The organism is Parapedobacter sp. SGR-10, from assembly GCF_011030405.1.
In the GTDB taxonomy this organism is placed as follows: Bacteria; Bacteroidota; Bacteroidia; order Sphingobacteriales; family Sphingobacteriaceae; genus Sphingobacterium.
Genome location: NZ_JAAJTJ010000002.1, coordinates 427,004 through 443,176 on the forward strand (window position 1 = coordinate 427,004; position 16,173 = coordinate 443,176).

A 16,173-nucleotide genomic window follows, 5' to 3' on the forward strand; every position below is an offset into this window, starting at 1 on the left:
CCATCGGTAAACTCACCGCCTGATACCCCGTGACTGCGCTTTCTTTTTCCGTTTGCGCCGCTTCTCCTCCTCCTCGATGGGGCTTTGCTGCTCACCCGCTCCCTCCACCGGAGCCATCAGTAATTCCCACAGGTCGGCAGCCATACTGCCCGTGGTGGTCAGCATATCGCCCACGCTTTCGAACATGCCTTGGGCAACATCGTGTGCCAGCTCCATTGCCAACGGCTGACCCTGCGGATGCCGCTCCGTCAATTCCGTGAGCGTGTGCATCTGTGCCTTTTGCTGTGCCGTACCGTTCTTCATCATATTGGCATATTGCAGGCTGTCTTTCAGGTTTCGCTCAAAATCGAACAGTTCATCGAATAGGGTTTCGCCCGACTGCTTGAACGCCGTGCGGTCGAACTGCCCCAGCTTCTGCGAATGGGCTTTGTTTTTGCCACGTGACGTATTCTGCGGGCTTAGCTTGATTTTATTGGTGATGTCCTTGCGGCTCACGATTATCTGGACGTGCATCTGCCGCCCCTCCTTGCGTTCGCCTTTCCGCTTTTGCCCGCTCTTTACCTCCCTGTCGTTGTGGCTGTAATAGCGGTAATTTTCCAGCTTGCCGAACCAAAGCAAATCCCGGTGGCTGTCTATGCCGGGGCGTTTGAAGTTACGGGCGTATTCGTCCATTACACTCATGGCAAATTCCTTTAGTTTTTCCCTTGCCCCGTCCTCGCCGTATTGCGATACGAGATGCGTCAGTTCCTTCCCGCTGGGGCTGATGTTGATGAGGAAAAACTTACTGTCTTCCCTGCCCAGCTTCGCCACGTTGCGGTCGATGCCCATCCGCACCTTGTGGGGTTTGATGTCACTGTCCGTTCCGTTGAACCAACGCTCCGGCTTATTTTCCATCCCGTTTTCGGGCTTCATCCGGTTTTCCTTTTCGAGGTAATGCACCAGCGCACCGCTGCTGCCCTTGTTGTCGCCCGTTTCCGATTTGGTGATGTTGATATACATAATCCTATGTTACAGATTATCCAGTGATTGCCTTGCATGCTTGGCCAGTTCCTCCTTTTTGGCGGCCGATACAGGCCAGCCGAGGGCTTCCCTTTGGGTAATGTAGTAATCCAGTACCTGCCGGAACCTGGACTTCAATGTTTCCTTTTCCCGCATGTTGCCAAGTATCTTTTTCAGCGTACCGTCCACCAGTTTCAGGTAGCCGATGGTTTCCCTGCCCATGATGGTTGCCTCCGACTGCCCTTTGCCGATGTTTTTTAAAAGTGGGCTTTGTGTTTTGGCAATGGCCATCAGTTCCTCCATAGCCGAGTACATCGGCACCAGCATGTCACCCTCCTGTTTGCGGATGAACGAAAGGATGCGGTTGATACCGTTCGATAACTCCTTTTTCAGCACCTCATCGTTCAGGTCGGCGGGGTCTTTCTTGCTCTTGTAGAAATAATCCACCATCTGCATGAACAGTTCCCGCTTGGTGCGGCCAAGTTTCCGCGCAAGCAACGTGAGCCGTTCGTCCACCGCTTCGGGGAAACGGACGGATTTCTTATTCTCATCAATCCTAACCACTTACCCCTCCCTCCGTGCGGATAACAAACCTGAACCTGCTGCCCTTGGCCGGATGCCACGAGGGGCGGTACTCCACATAGCCGTAGGCCACCAGTTCCGACAGGCACTTGTGGTAGGTGGCGATGGAGCGTATCCGCGAGAAGCGCATCAGCTTCCTGCGGCTGGCGTGGAAATGGCCGTGCGGGTTGCCGCAATCGTGGTGGTAGAACAATGCCGCCACCAATCCGATGTGCGTGGGCAGCAAACGCCCGTCATCGCCAATCCGCTCGAAGAACGCGCTGAACGCGTGCTTGGGCAATTCCATCCGTTCACCCATTGCCGTTACCTCCCTCCATCATTTTCCTGATGTCCTCCCTGCGGTAGTACATGCTGCCGCCCAACTTGCGGTACGGCAACGTGCCGCCCGCACGGAGGTTCTGCAACGTTCCAGGCGATATGCCAAGTAGCCTGCGCACCTCGGCACTTTTCAGCCACTCCCTGCCAAGATTGTCTTTTTCCCTGTTTCCGATGATTTGCTTTAACTCCTCCAGCATTTCCCGCTTGAACTGCCGGAGGTCTTCCCGTGTGACAATGTCTATTTCCATATCCCTATCATTATGTTTCCCTATCCATATATCCCGATAGCGGGATATTCATTCACGCCGTTTACATAGCGCACGGTATACCGCCAAGTATACCGGAACCTTGCGCTGGTGCTATCCCAGCGTATTGGGGTATCCCCGGAGGATACCCGAAACCCCCATGGCGATAGCGTGGGGGCAAGCAAGTAGAGCTATGCCCAACTTCCGCTTGCTCCATTCCCATCGGGAAATGGCAATTTGGTGGAACGTGCGAACCGCACGGTTTGGCTCTGCTACCAGACAGGGTGATATCCGGTGTTTCCATCGTGCGGCACCCGCTCCGTTGGGACAAAGTTGGGGGATATGACAGGGATATGGATGACCAACCGGAGCGGCTTGGTCATGTTCGGGGATTGAACGGGTCGGGGTCAGGCTTGGTTTGCGGGAACGATACGGAACAGCTTCCTGTCTTCGGGAACCTGCGAACCCTTTATCGGGGCTTCACCCTTGCCCACGAAATAGTTGCGAGCGGTATCCAATGGGATTTCCTTGCCGCCGTGGTTGAAGTATTTCGCTACCAATTTGTAATACGGACTGTGGTGGTCGCTTTTGAGCAGCGACCTCCCATTGGGCAATCCCACTTCGCGCACTTGCTGGATGAGGTCGATTAGCGTGGGCAGGTAGCCGTCCTCAACATACACTTTCTGTGCAACCCCATATTTCGTATGCGCTTTCAACTGTTCTTCCAAATCCTGTATACGGGCTTGAAGTTCGGCTATCTTTTCGTCTTTTTCTTTCAGCAGCACATCGTTTGGCCTAATGTTCCATTTATCGCGTGTGTCGAGGTATTGCTGGAATTCGGTAAGTTTCCCGATGTTTGACTGATGTCGGGGGTGCTCGGATGAGAACGGGTCTTTCCGCTCGAAATGTTCAATCCGTTTCTGCACGATGTACCACACATAGGAAAGGAACTCCTTTTCGGCTCCCTGCCCCTTGGACAGGAAATAATTCAGGTGGTAGGTGTAATAGTTCTCAAATTCGGTTTTGTCCAACCCATATATTTTGAGCAAAAAATGGTTGTTGCCATACCCCCTCTTCAAACCAAGTATGTTGCCTACATCAAACGGATGTGGGGAAAAATCGAAGCGCTTTCTGCTTTTGAAGTAATTTAGTCCCATCGTGATAATCCTTAAATTTATAGCTACAACATCCTGTCCAACGGACTTTTGATTGCATTCAGTTGCGCATTGCCGACTTTTGCATAAAGCATCGTGGTCTTGATGTCATTGTGACCAAGTAGCTGCTGTATGAATAACATGTCCGTGCCGTATTCCAGTAAATGCGTGGCGTAACTATGCCGCAAACCGTGTATCCCTATCGGCCTGTTTACCTTTGCGGCCTTCATCGCATTCTTGAACACAGCTTGGACACTGCGGACGGAATACCGCCCTCCGTACTGACCTTCAAAAAGATAAGTCTTAGGGCGATACGCTTTATAATACTCCCGTAGCAAATCCAGCACTGCGGTAGGTAGCGGTACATACCGGTCTTTCTTTCCTTTGCCCGCTTCGATGAGTACCTGCATTCGTCCACTGTCGATGTCACTCACTTTCAGATTGACAACCTCACTTACTCGCAGTCCCATTCCGTAGCACAGTTGCAACATCAGCAAATGCTTCTGGTTTCGTACCGTGTCGAATATCCGTTTTACTTCCTTTTGGCTCAACACCTTTGGCAAGGTGGACGGCTTCTTCGGCCGTGGGATTTCGGCAAAGAAATCCGGTTTATGGAGCACCTGTTCAAAATAGAATTTGATGGCGTTGAGTCTGCTTTGCAGCTGGCTTTCCGAAATTTTCAATGTATTGATGCAATAAAGGATGTAAGCACGGAGACGGTCGTAGCCGAGCGAATCAACGGGCACATCTTTCAAAATATACAGTAGTTGTGCAAATTCTACCATGTATGTCTTTATGGTCAACGGGCTGTAGGCTTTCATCTGCAATACCTCTTTCATGCGTTGCAACTCCCGAGCATTTACGGGTGACAATTTGGACAACACCCCTTTGCCAACCGGTGGGATTTCCATCCCAAACAGTGTCCGGAAATGGGGGGTGTCCGGTACATACCAGCACTTTTCAGACCTGCTCCATCTACCTTTCAGCGATTTGACCAAATCAATCTTTGCTCGGTCGTATTTGAAATCTATCCAAATGACTGCGGCATCCTTATGTCTACCTTCCCGAAAATCAAAACCAGAAAAATCAACAACTTCCATACTGCGTATTTTGTATTATCTACCAAAGCAAATCTAAGAAAGTTATGCAAAATGCGCAATAGATAGAATCTGATAAGGTTAAAGCAAGACACTTAAAAACAACCATTTACAAGAACAAATAGAAAAGAATTTGACATCTTTGTATGCAGAAGATTATTGCGTATATTTGGGAGTTATGTGCCATTTTTGAATGACAATGCGAATAGATACAGACAAACAAATGAATTTACTTAGTGATAAGAACGTTGCAATAATTGGTGGTGGACCCGTTGGACTGACTATGGCAAAATTATTACAGCAAAACGGCATAGACGTTTCAGTTTACGAGAGAGACAAAGACCAAGATGCAAGGATTTTTGGTGGAACCCTTGACCTACACAAAGGTTCAGGTCAGGAAGCAATGAAAAAAGCGGGATTGTTACAAACTTATTATGACTTAGCCTTACCAATGGGTGTAAATATTGCTGATGAAAAAGGCAATATTTTATCCACAAAAAATGTAAGACCCGAAAATCGTTTTGACAATCCTGAAATAAACAGAAATGACTTAAGGACTATCCTATTAAATAGTTTACAAAATGATACCGTCATTTGGGATAGAAAACTTATTACCCTTGAACCTGATAAGGAGAAGTGGATACTAACTTTTGAGGATAAATCGAGTGAAACAGCAGATCTGGTTATTATTGCCAATGGTGGAATGTCTAAAGTAAGAAAATTTGTTACCGACACGGAAGTTGAAGAAACAGGTACTTTCAATATACAAGCCGATATTCATCAACCGGAGGTGAACTGTCCTGGATTTTTTCAGCTTTGCAATGGAAACCGGCTAATGGCTGCTCATCAAGGTAATTTATTATTTGCGAATCCTAATAATAATGGTGCATTGCATTTTGGAATAAGTTTTAAAACACCTGATGAATGGAAAAGCAAAACGCGGGTAGATTTTCAAGACAGAAATAGTGTCGTTGATTTTCTCCTGAAAAAATTTTCCGATTGGGACGAACGCTACAAAGAACTGATTCGTTTGACATCATCTTTTGTAGGGTTAGCGACACGAATATTTCCCTTAGATAAGTCTTGGAAAAGTAAGCGTCCATTACCCATAACGATGATTGGAGATGCTGCTCATTTGATGCCTCCTTTTGCAGGACAAGGCGTAAACAGTGGGTTGATGGATGCCTTGATATTGTCGGATAATCTGACCAATGGGAAATTTAACAGCATTGAAGAGGCTATTGAAAATTATGAACAGCAAATGTTTGCTTATGGAAGAGAAGCACAAGAAGAATCAACTCAAAACGAAATTGAAATGTTTAAACCCGACTTTACGTTTCAGCAATTGTTAAATGTATAAAATGGAATAAAACGGCACATAACAAACAAATTGGCAATAGAGCCGGTGAAGTACTTCTATTGAACTTTTGTGCAATGTTGAAGATTAGTAATTCTATTCAACATTTGTGCTAAAAGTCGGCTCCATCGCCAATTTGCCAACCGTTAGCTGCCATACAATGATAACACCAAGAAAAAAACAACCATAACTAAAACAAGGAAGATATGAAACAATTCTTTTTAAAAAACGCGTTACCTGCTATCATTGCAATAGTGATGCTGACCACTTCAACCAAGGCAGAAGCCTGTACCAGAGTTGTATATAAAGGCCCAAACGGCACTATTGTTACTGGTCGAAGTATGGACTTTTCAATGGAGATACCTGCAAATTTATGGCAATTCCCGCGTGGCATAAAACGAGAGGGACAAACCGGAGCAAACACAGTTAAGTGGACTTCCAAATACGGAAGCATTGTTGTCAGTTCGTGGGATATTGCTGTTTCTGACGGGATGAACGAGAAAGGACTGAATGCGAATATGTTATGGTTGAACAATTCAAAGTACCCACCATTTGAAAAAGATGGAAATACGAAAGGGCTTGCAGTATCGCTATGGGCGCAATACGCTTTGGATAATTTCGCTACTGTGAAAGAAGCGGTTGAACAATTCAGAAAAGAAGAATTTGTAGTGGTTACGGACTTTATACCCGGAACAGATAAATATACGACTATCCACCTCTCATTGTCCGACCCAACAGGAGACAATGCAATCCTTGAATACGTCAACGGAAAATTGGTGATTCATCACGACCCTTCCTATACGGTAATGACCAATGACCCAATCTTTGAGGAACAATTGGCCATAAATGAATATTGGAAAGAAATACCCGGCAAAATTTTCCTTCCGGGCACCAATAGGGCTGCCGATAGGTTTGTACGTGCATCTTATTATATCGATGCAATTCCACAAACCGACAATACTCGGGTTGCCGTAGCAAGTGTATTCAGCGTAATAAGAAATTGTTCTGTCCCTTATGGAATTTCGACCGAAGGGTTTCCTAATTTATCGACAACCAGATGGCGAATAGTCGCCGACCAAAAGAATATGGTTTACTATTTTGAAGATGCACTCAGTCCCAATGCGGTATGGGTAGATTTTAAAAATTTGGACTTCAGCCAATCAACAGGAAAGGTAAAAAAACTCTCTTTGGACAAACAACAAGTTTATGCCGGTGAAACATCCGATAAATTTATTGTTACAAAACCATTTGTGTTTCAAGGAATTTAACAATGGGATTAACTGTACGAGCAGCTAACCAGGTATTGCCAAAAGCGGGGTGAACAGCTTCCATTGGACGTTTGTGCAAGGTTCAACTTTCGTTCTTCGATTGAAACTTTGTGCTGAAAATCCCCGCCTTCGGCAATACCCCCAACGTTAGCGGTAATTTTACCAAACAGAATGTTGAACATAAAAAAATCTAATCCGATGAAGCTATAAGTAACTGTCCAAAATAAACATAGTAAAACTTTTTCATTGCTTACAAAAAGTAGTGAGAACTTCTATTATCAACTTTTAAAAATTAGAAAAAATGACACAGTTACAAATGATTAACAAAACAAAATCTATAGCTCAACAAGATGAAAATGTTTCCGCTGTTTTTATGTATGGTTCATTTACAAAAAACGAAGGAGACAAATATTCTGACATCGAATTTTATATCTTCTTAAAAAGTAAAGAAAACTTCTCAGCGGAAAAATGGGTAAATCAAATTCATCCCGTGGCTTTATATTTTACAAACGAATACGGAAGCGAAGTGGCTATTTTCGAGAATATGGTAAGAGGTGAATTTCACTTCTTAAAAACAGAGGAAATTGAAATCATCAAATCCTGGGACGGAATTGTTGCATTTAGCGATTTTGACCAGATGAATCTAATCGACAAAGATGGACTTTTAACGAAAACGCTTAATCAAATCAAAACGAAATCGCCCGAAAGAATAACAAATGAAAATATTTTGTGGTTAAGTCAATCATTACTGAATGTTGTACTGACAACAAGCAACTTGATTAAACGAGAAGAATTTGCTCACGCTCATCACAGTTTATCAAATGTGCAGAAATACTTGCTTTGGCTTATAAGAGCAAGAACAAGCAAAACGCAACATTGGGAAAGTCCGACTAAAAGTCTCGAAAAGGACATTGACACGATTTGGTATTCAGCGTATAAAAAAGTAACATCAGATTTAAATCCCAAAAACATCGTTTTGGCTTTTGAGAACTCATTAAATTTATCGGAAAAACTATTTGATGAACTAAATATTGAACCCAAACTGAAAGAAATCCTACACGAAATAAGAAAAAACTACCGCTAACAAAGGTTTTGCAAAAGAGCGGGTTAAGTGGTTAATTCAAGGTTAGTGTATTTAATCCGCAAAACCATTTTTTATTTGCTTTTAAAATGTAAATTAGCATATAGAAAAAATGGTTTTGCTTACGTGTATGCTAAATTGAAAGTTTGGTCTTTCTAATCCGCTCCTTCGCAAAGCCTCGAAACGTTATGGGCAACCTTAGACGACACCCCCACAGACCAACGAACACAGGACAATGAGCGACTTTAAAATATTTAAAAATTGGCTGACACAAGTTTCCTTTCTGACAGAAAAGGACTGTTCGCTTTTTGAACCCTTTTTAAAGACAAAACAACTTAAAGCGAAAGACTACTTTTTGACCGAAGGAAAAATTTGTCACGAAATCGGCTTTATCAATCAAGGCTGTTTCAGAACTTATTACCTTGCAGACGGAAAGGAAATCAACACGCATTTTGCATTTGAAAATGAATTTGTAACGGACTATGACAGCTTTTTACAAAGTAAACCCAGCCGCTACTTCATTCAGGCATTGGAAGACGCTGAAATTGTAACATTCAATTTATCCGCTTTACAAAATGCCTACAACCAATCGCAAAATTGGGAACGCTTTGGCAGAATGATAGCCGAACAATCTTACAAGCTGACAACCCAACGTGTTGAGAGCTTTTTGTTTTTAGACGGAGAGCAACGTTACCTTGACTTACTTGAAAACCAACCTCACATTCTTGACAGAATACCGTTATATCATATTGCTTCCTACTTAGGTCTTGAACGGGAAAGCTTGAGCCGACTACGGAAAAAAATTGCTTACAAGTAGCGATTGTAACATTTGTCAATTTCTTCTTCATTCACCTTTGAGACTTTTGCAGTGTAAAATTTAATGTTTCACTAAAAAAAATTCAGAATGAAAAAGGTGATTTTTTCCGCTACTGCAATAGCTTTTATGATTTTAGCGAGTTGCAGCACTTCAAAACAAGTAACAGTTCCGCTTAACCGTTCCGTTGAGTTGGACGACACCTACACAATTATTTGGAACGGTGTCAGCAAAGCATACCGATACGAAAACGGACAATGGTTGCGAGCAGAAAGTTATGATTACCAATTTGACGTTGTTCAAAAACGTTATGACAATCATTGGAAATCCGTTAAATCATTGCACCGTATTCACCCCGACTATGACGGCAAAGCGGGTAACAGAGACCAGACAATGTATTTTGAAGTTGCTTACCAAAATCTGATTGACGGAAAAGTGCAAGCAACTATCAATTCATCGCTTGGCAACGGAACGGGAACAACAGACGCAGAATTTCGTAAATCCGTTTTGATAATGTATGTTCCAAATGCAAGTAAGTTTATGCCGTATAACAAGTTTAGAATTACGCAAAACTACAACTACGAAGAAGGTGTGCTGACCGAAACTGTTGAACTCATCAAAGAGAAAGACGGCAAAGAAATTCCGTTCATGAAGAACGAAGAAACCGCTTTGATTTTTATTAAAAGTAAATTGGACAAAGCACCAACAACCTTTAAACACTAACAGCTATGACAAACGAAGCAAGAAAAATAAGCGGTTACATTTTGCTTTCCGTTCCGACAATCATTTACGGTGGGTATTTTTTGCTCACCGTTTTAAGCGGACAACAGGAACATTTGCAATTAACGGACTTCCAAAAATCAATGTTCCGTGCAGGACACGCCCACGCAGGTGTTTTGGTCATTCTTGCGTTAGTTGCTCAACTCTTCGCAGACCACGCTTCTTTGTCCAATCGTTGGAAATGGTTTGCCCGACTTTCATTCCCGATTTCAGCCATTACAATTAGCTTAGGCTTCTTTGCGGCAGCTATCGGCAGACAAATTACCGAACCGACAGGACTAATTTTCATTTTGTATGTTGGTATTGCAATACTGACTTTTGGACTTTTGACATTGGGAATTGGACTAATCCGACAGAAGAAAGGCAGCCCATAACAGCGGTTTGGCACAAGCGGGGGTTTAGGGCTTCGTATGACAGTTTTTCGTAAATTTGAGCTTTCGGCTTCGTAGCAAGTTTTGTGGTAAAAATCCCCGCCTGCGCCAAGCCGCAACCCGTTATGTGCAACCCTAAAAGAAAGAGGCTGCTAAAAACAACCTCCTTCAATGTGACCTCTTTATGATTAATCTATTCCTAAACGAATAGCCATTTCTACGGGAGAATAGCCGATATCAGAATCTGAAATAGACAATTCGCTCCTTAACAACAACGGTGGTTGTGCCATAAATTTAGGCGTACTTCCCTTATGTGGTTGAGCTGAATGAACCAAAAACGGATGACATAGGTAAACAGTACCCGCTTTACCAGTTGCATACACTTCTTTTCTTTTTGGCAACTCGTCCAACTTGCCTGCAAGTTCCATAAAAGAAAGACCTAAATCTCCTTCTTTAGATAATAATCTTGCAACATCAATATGAGAACCTTCATAAATGATTGTTGGAGCATCATTTTCGCTTACATCTGAATACAAAATCAACATTAATAATGCTCGTCCTTTTGATTTGACATTGACACGCCATTCGAAAAAATTATTCGGGTCATTTCCCGGAAAGCTTGCATCTACGTGTTTACCAGTATCATTAGGCTGCTGACCAGATGGAAATCTGACAGGAAACGTTCCTACATTCCGACAAGGAATCCATTTGTCTTTACCTATTAACTGATTAAAAGCGTTATATAACTTTGGAGTATTTACGGAATTAACAAAAGGATCATTTGTGTACATTCCCAAACGAATTACAGGCTCAATCCAGGTTGAAGGATTTGACCTGTCACAAGGAAGGTCATTCCAAAGAATTTCTAAAGCAGAATCTGCGATTTCCTTGGAAAATGAATTATCAAGACGAACAAAACCGTTATAAATAAAATGCTCTATTTCCTTTTTACTTAGTATATCTGACATAATTTTTTTGTTAAAAAACCAACCACAGCAACAAATCCTATCGACCAGTGGACTTGGTTTTAAGATTATTAATAAAATGAATGAATAATAGAAAGGGACGCTTTGTATAAATAAAGCGCATTGCTTAAGAACTAAGCTTGAAAGGAATATTATAGCATTACGGTCATTCTCATAGCGACAAAATTAAAAAAAATCTCTAAACGAACAAAACGAAAAGGGTATGCACATAACATTGTATAAGCATAATGCGGGCTGATTGGCTAAAATTGAGTATTTTGCAATCTATCAAAAGTTTAGTGTGGGCGGACAGTGAATCGCTCCGAAACCCGCACTAGGCTTATACTTGACCGTTGCAGGCAAGCATTACAAAACCCTCGTAAAATGGGACACATAAAAGAATATTATGAAAGAATAGTGAAACTGAAAGAATCAGAGTGGAATTTTATTGCCTCTCATTTTAACAGAAAAGTCTATACTAAAAATCAAATAATCACAGAACAAGGTGAAACGGAAAAATATCTTTCGTTTGTCGAAACAGGAATTGTTAGGTTTTATATTCCTAATGACGAAAATGAACTAACGTTTAATTTCAGTTTTGACAAAGAATTTACTTGTGCTTATGACTCTTTCTTAACCCAAACACCGTCTGAATATGAGTTACAAGCATTAGCTGAAACCGTTATTTGGCAAATATCATACGAAGATTTACAAAGGGTTTATGCGCAAACAAAAGTTGGAAACTATTTAGGACGTTTTGCATCCGAAAAATTGTTTTTGGCAAAAAGTAGGCGTGAAATATCGCTACTAAAATATAACGCAAAAGAACGATATTTAAAATTATTCAAAGAGCAGCCCAATATTTTAAAATTCATTCCATTAAAATATGTTGCTTCCTATATAGGAGTAACGCCACAAGGATTGAGCAGGATACGCAGACAAATTACTTAACATAGGTTCATTGTTTTTTATGTTTCTTCTTTTGAACTTTGCCCAAAAAAGAGAATGAAACATCCGATTTTAGCCTACGGGCATAGCATTTTAAAACAGAAATGTGAAAACATTGAACCAAATTTCCCCAATCTCAGTGTGCTAATTGACGAAATGTGGGAAACAATGAGGAATGCCAACGGTTGTGGATTAGCAGCCCCACAGACTGGAATAAGTAAAAGATTGTTCATTGTTGATAGTAAAACAACATTTGAACAACTTGACAAACAGAATAGGAAAATTTATTTTGACAACGATGATAAGGGTATAATAGAAACTTTTATCAATGCGACCATTATTAAGCGTTCCAACGACTTTTGGGAAGATGAAGAAGGTTGTTTAAGTATTCCTGGCCTATTTCAAACAGTAAAAAGAAGTTGGGAGATAACAATTCAATATGTGAATAAGAACTTTGAACCACAAACAAAAACTTTTAGTGGAACAACAGCACGAATGATACAACACGAATATGACCACACGGAAGGAATTCTATTTCTTGACTATTTGAAACCACTTACAAAGAAATTAATTGAATCTAAACTCAAGAAAATTGTTAAAGGGAAAGTTCAAACGAGATACGCAATGAAATTCGTATAATATGCCAGCCTGCAACAAACGGTTTTGCGTCAGGCGGGGTAAACGGCTTCGATTGAAAGTTTTTTACTAATTTTGAAGTATCGGCTTCGGCTCACGCTCGGTGGTAAAAATCCCGCCCGAACGCAAAGCCGCCGGACGTTAGCGGGCATTGTAACGGACGACCGTACCAGACAAAAACGGAATAATGAATGACAACGATACAAAGCGACTTTCAAGACTGACGGCAATTCTAACACAGTTGCAAGCCAAACGACTTTTGACAGCAAAATCACTTGCTGACAAATTCAACGTAAGTATTCGTACCATTTACAGGGACATCAGAACATTAGAACAAGCAGGTGTTCCGATTGTAACGGAAGATGGAAAAGGTTATACATTAATGGAACACTATCGGCTTCCACCCGTTACGTTCACAGAAAACGAAGCCAATGCTTTGATTACGGCAGAACAAATTGTGTTAAAAAACAAAGACACTTCATTTATCAAAGCCTATTCAGAAGCTATTATCAAAATCAAAGCCATATTAAAAAACAGCATAAAGAACAAGGTCAATCTACTTGCCGAACGTGTTTATTTTTCCCAAAACGAAACAGACGAAAGGACAAGCAATCATTTATTATCTATACAATTTGCCCTGACTAATTTTTGTCAAACAGCAATAACCTACACAGACGAAGCCAATAACGTAACAGATAGAATAATTGAACCTTTTGCTTTATTAAGCACACAGGAAAAATGGCTGCTTATAGCTTGGTGTCGTTTACGTAATACATTTCGGTTTTTTCGCCTTGACAGGATTAACAAACTAACTGTCTTTTCAGAAAAGTTTGAACCTCACAAATTGACCCTGCAAGAATATTTTGAAAAATATCACTAATCTTTCCCTACCCCTGACATAGGGCTGTCATAATTCTGTTTTACTTTTGCAGACAAGAAAGTAAAAAATGAAGAAAACACTTATTCAAGGGGCTATCGTGGTGCTAACAGTTTTCTGCACAGCCTGCAATAACAGTAGTAATCAACCGACAAAATCAGAAAGTAAAATGGACAACAAAACAATTACAGACATTCTTGCTTCACAATATAAAGCAAGTCTTGGTATGCTTCGTCAGGCATTGGAAAAAGTACCCGAAGAACAATGGAGCACCGAAGAATACAACAACCCGAATTGGCAAATTGCCTATCACGTTTTATGGGGGACAAAATTTTATTTAGGAGCTAACCCCGAAAGTTATGTTCCTTTTGACAATGCCATTGAAGGAGCTGAAAGTCTCGGTGGAAATCAAGATTGGGAAAATCCTGAAGAAGGAACAAAGATTGAAGGCTTTCATACAAAAGAAGAGTTGATTTCTTTTATAGATAATATAGAGAGCAATCTACTTTCTTCTATTGAAGCACTTCCGCTTAATGACAATTCAGGGTTTGAATGGTATCCTTATTCCCGATTGGAACTTCACATCAACAACATACGCCATATTCAACATCACACGGCACAAATTATTGAACGTTTAAAAGCAAAAGGAATAACAGGATTTCCTTGGCGGGCAGACCAAAATCCACCACAAGAATGGTAACAACAACGACCCGCTAACAGGCGGTCGAGTAAGCAAGGGCATTGCAGCCCCGCCAACATTGTATAAGCGTAATGCGGGCTGAACGACTAAAATTGAGCATTATTGCTCTTAAGAAACTTTGCGGTGGGCGGACATAAAATGTCTCCGAAATCCCGCACTACGCTTATACTTGACCGTTAGGCGTAATGCTAAAAGACACCGTAAATATTGAAAACATCGGCAGACATACGACAACTTTACAAACCAATTCAACCGACAGTTAAACAATCGGCTGACAATGTAGCCTATTCAGAATTTCTGCCCGACATAAGACTGCAAAACTATATTTATTGTTACTGGGAACTTAAAACGACCGAGACACTTTCTGAGCCATTCATTTATCGTGTAGTTGCAGACGGTTGTATTGACATCTTTTTTGAACTCAATAATCCCAAGGACAATTTTGTAATGGGATTTTGTAAAAAGTTCACTGAGTTCCCGCTTGATAACTCATTTCATTACATAGGTGTTCGTTTCTTGCCGACAATGTTTCCGCAACTTTTCAGAATTAATGCTTCTGAATTGAGTAATCGTTTTGAACAATTATGTAACGTAGTGCCCAAAGTTTCAACTTTCATTGCCGACAATTTTCATAATCAATTAACGCCAGGACAAATACAAAAAACATTTGACAGTTATTTTATCAATCTTATTGAAAACACAACTTTCGACAACGACAGCAGACTTTACAATGCTATTGAAAAGATACTTCAAGAGTTTGGGGTTTTAAATATTGAACAGGACTTAAACACAGGTATAAGTCAAAGACAACTTCGCAGACTTTTTGAGTTTTACATTGGTGATACAGCTAAGACTTTTGCAAAAGTGGTTCGTTTTCAAAATATTCTTCGTGCTAAGCCTTCATCTCAAAGTTTGCGACAAAACAAATTGTTTTTTGATGTAGGCTATTACGACCAAGCCCATTTTATCAAAGAATTCAAGAATTTTTATGGCGTAACACCAAGCAAGGCGTTTGGCAGATGATTATGTCCGTTTTATACAATGTTTGAACTGTGATTTGATAGAATTTTGTATCGTAAATCAAAACAAAGAATGATGAAACGAATACTCACAATTCTAACAGTAGCTTGCTTAACGGCAAATGCTTTTTCACAATCAAGTTCAACAATTAAAAATCAAAACAAGATGAAATTAAACGCAGGAGTTCTCACAACAAAGTTGGCAGAAAGCAAAGATTTTTATACCAACATTTTAGGTTTCGGGGTAACATTTGAAAATGAGTTTTACCTCTTATTACATACCCCAAACCACGAAGCAGAAATTAGTTTTTTGCTTCCCAACCACCCAAGTCAGCAACCTTTCTTTCACAAACCTTTTTTGGGACAAGGAATGTATCTTACAATTGAAGTAGATGATGTGGACAGTATCTACAACGACCTTAAAAAGAAAGGTGTACCCATAAAAATTGACATTCGAAACGAACCTTGGGGTGACAGGCATTTCGCCATTGAAGACCCTAATGGCATTGGCATTGACATTGTAAAATATTCACCACCACAAGACAAATAGCTATGAAAACGCAACTTTCAAACAATTTAAAAGGTGCAAAAAATATTGGTGAAACTATTGAGAAACGCCTAAATGAAATAGGCGTTTTCTCACTTGCAGACCTTGCTGAAATGACACCAGTAAAAGCATATCAAAGTATCTGCAAACAAAATCCCGACAAAACATTTCCAGTTTGTTATTATTTGTATTCACTACAAGGTGCTTTGCTTGACCTACATTGGGACGACTTGCCAACACAACTAAAAACAGAACTGTGTAAACAGGTTGACAAGAAAAGAAGCACATACGCCTAACACGGGTTTGGCAAAAGTGGCGGTTCGGTGCTTCGTATGACAGTTTTTGCTAAATTTGAACTTTGGTGCCTCGTATGAAATTTAGTGGTATAAATCGCCACCTTCGCCAAGCCCGAAAC

General features: G+C 41.1%; 20 protein-coding genes. 13 read left to right on the forward strand and 7 right to left on the reverse strand.

Annotated features, from left to right (window positions below; all coding sequences use genetic code 11):
* Nucleotides 1-12 precede the first annotated feature (12 nt).
* The 6 genes from G5B00_RS04050 to G5B00_RS04075 all read right to left on the reverse strand — a co-directional run bounded on the left by G5B00_RS04050 (nt 13) and on the right by G5B00_RS04075 (nt 4,398).
* Nucleotides 13-999, reverse strand: a complete 987-nt coding sequence (locus G5B00_RS04050; RefSeq protein WP_163871959.1) for a DUF5712 family protein — start codon at nt 997-999, stop codon at nt 13-15.
* Between the two features lie 9 nt (nt 1,000-1,008).
* Nucleotides 1,009-1,515 carry a BfmA/BtgA family mobilization protein gene (locus G5B00_RS04055; protein ID WP_410510761.1) on the reverse strand — a complete coding sequence of 169 codons (507 nt, stop codon included), beginning with the start codon at nt 1,513-1,515 and terminating at the stop codon, nt 1,009-1,011.
* Between the two features lie 40 nt (nt 1,516-1,555).
* The gene (locus G5B00_RS04060) at nt 1,556-1,867 is read right to left on the reverse strand and encodes a hypothetical protein (protein ID WP_240894373.1); all 312 of its coding nucleotides are present in this window, start codon (nt 1,865-1,867) and stop codon (nt 1,556-1,558) included.
* Between the two features lie 4 nt (nt 1,868-1,871).
* Complete coding sequence (locus tag G5B00_RS04065; protein WP_013663620.1) at nt 1,872-2,147, reverse strand: helix-turn-helix domain-containing protein; 276 nt, start codon at nt 2,145-2,147, stop codon at nt 1,872-1,874.
* 404 nt (nt 2,148-2,551) lie between these two features.
* A complete protein-coding gene (locus G5B00_RS04070) occupies nt 2,552-3,301 on the reverse strand; it encodes a hypothetical protein (protein WP_013663619.1) in 750 nt (249 codons plus the stop codon).
* Between the two features lie 23 nt (nt 3,302-3,324).
* Nucleotides 3,325-4,398 (reverse strand): tyrosine-type recombinase/integrase, encoded by a 1,074-nt coding sequence (locus G5B00_RS04075; RefSeq protein WP_163871962.1) that lies wholly within the window; start codon nt 4,396-4,398, stop codon nt 3,325-3,327.
* Between the two features lie 190 nt (nt 4,399-4,588).
* Between G5B00_RS04075 and tet(X) the strand changes: the two genes are divergently transcribed.
* From tet(X) to G5B00_RS04105, 6 genes are all read left to right on the forward strand, one after another.
* Complete coding sequence (tet(X), locus tag G5B00_RS04080; protein ID WP_163871963.1) at nt 4,589-5,755, forward strand: tetracycline-inactivating monooxygenase Tet(X); 1,167 nt, start codon at nt 4,589-4,591, stop codon at nt 5,753-5,755.
* Between the two features lie 203 nt (nt 5,756-5,958).
* Nucleotides 5,959-7,020, forward strand: a complete 1,062-nt coding sequence (locus tag G5B00_RS04085; protein ID WP_163871964.1) for a linear amide C-N hydrolase — start codon at nt 5,959-5,961, stop codon at nt 7,018-7,020.
* 301 nt (nt 7,021-7,321) lie between these two features.
* The gene (gene lnu(H) / locus G5B00_RS04090) at nt 7,322-8,104 is read left to right on the forward strand and encodes a lincosamide nucleotidyltransferase Lnu(H) (RefSeq protein WP_163871965.1); all 783 of its coding nucleotides are present in this window, start codon (nt 7,322-7,324) and stop codon (nt 8,102-8,104) included.
* Nucleotides 8,105-8,336: 232 nt separating this feature from the next.
* Nucleotides 8,337-8,918 (forward strand): Crp/Fnr family transcriptional regulator, encoded by a 582-nt coding sequence (locus G5B00_RS04095; protein WP_116876868.1) that lies wholly within the window; start codon nt 8,337-8,339, stop codon nt 8,916-8,918.
* 87 nt (nt 8,919-9,005) lie between these two features.
* Nucleotides 9,006-9,638 (forward strand): hypothetical protein, encoded by a 633-nt coding sequence (locus tag G5B00_RS04100; RefSeq protein ID WP_140936949.1) that lies wholly within the window; start codon nt 9,006-9,008, stop codon nt 9,636-9,638.
* 5 nt (nt 9,639-9,643) lie between these two features.
* Nucleotides 9,644-10,069: a hypothetical protein gene (locus G5B00_RS04105; protein WP_116876870.1), complete on the forward strand. Its 426-nt coding sequence runs from the start codon at nt 9,644-9,646 to the stop codon at nt 10,067-10,069.
* A 185-nt stretch (nt 10,070-10,254) separates the two neighbouring features.
* Here the strand turns inward: G5B00_RS04105 and G5B00_RS04110 are convergent, their stop codons facing one another.
* Nucleotides 10,255-11,034, reverse strand: a complete 780-nt coding sequence (locus G5B00_RS04110) for a phytanoyl-CoA dioxygenase (protein WP_163871966.1) — start codon at nt 11,032-11,034, stop codon at nt 10,255-10,257.
* Nucleotides 11,035-11,415: 381 nt separating this feature from the next.
* Between G5B00_RS04110 and G5B00_RS04115 the strand changes: the two genes are divergently transcribed.
* The 7 genes from G5B00_RS04115 to G5B00_RS04145 all read left to right on the forward strand — a co-directional run bounded on the left by G5B00_RS04115 (nt 11,416) and on the right by G5B00_RS04145 (nt 16,054).
* Nucleotides 11,416-11,982 carry a Crp/Fnr family transcriptional regulator gene (locus tag G5B00_RS04115; RefSeq protein WP_163871967.1) on the forward strand — a complete coding sequence of 189 codons (567 nt, stop codon included), beginning with the start codon at nt 11,416-11,418 and terminating at the stop codon, nt 11,980-11,982.
* Between the two features lie 54 nt (nt 11,983-12,036).
* Entirely contained in the window at nt 12,037-12,618 is a 582-nt protein-coding gene (gene def, locus G5B00_RS04120) for a peptide deformylase (RefSeq protein WP_163871968.1), read from the forward strand.
* Nucleotides 12,619-12,802: 184 nt separating this feature from the next.
* Complete coding sequence (locus tag G5B00_RS04125) at nt 12,803-13,495, forward strand: helix-turn-helix transcriptional regulator (RefSeq protein WP_163871969.1); 693 nt, start codon at nt 12,803-12,805, stop codon at nt 13,493-13,495.
* Between the two features lie 67 nt (nt 13,496-13,562).
* Nucleotides 13,563-14,192, forward strand: coding sequence for a DinB family protein (locus G5B00_RS04130; protein ID WP_163871970.1), 630 nt, complete (start codon nt 13,563-13,565; stop codon nt 14,190-14,192).
* A gap of 207 nt (nt 14,193-14,399) precedes the next feature.
* Entirely contained in the window at nt 14,400-15,215 is an 816-nt protein-coding gene (locus G5B00_RS04135) for a helix-turn-helix domain-containing protein (protein ID WP_163871971.1), read from the forward strand.
* 69 nt (nt 15,216-15,284) lie between these two features.
* Nucleotides 15,285-15,761, forward strand: a complete 477-nt coding sequence (locus G5B00_RS04140; protein WP_240894374.1) for a VOC family protein — start codon at nt 15,285-15,287, stop codon at nt 15,759-15,761.
* Nucleotides 15,762-15,763: 2 nt separating this feature from the next.
* Nucleotides 15,764-16,054 (forward strand): TfoX/Sxy family protein, encoded by a 291-nt coding sequence (locus tag G5B00_RS04145; protein WP_163871972.1) that lies wholly within the window; start codon nt 15,764-15,766, stop codon nt 16,052-16,054.
* Nucleotides 16,055-16,173: the final 119 nt, after the last annotated feature.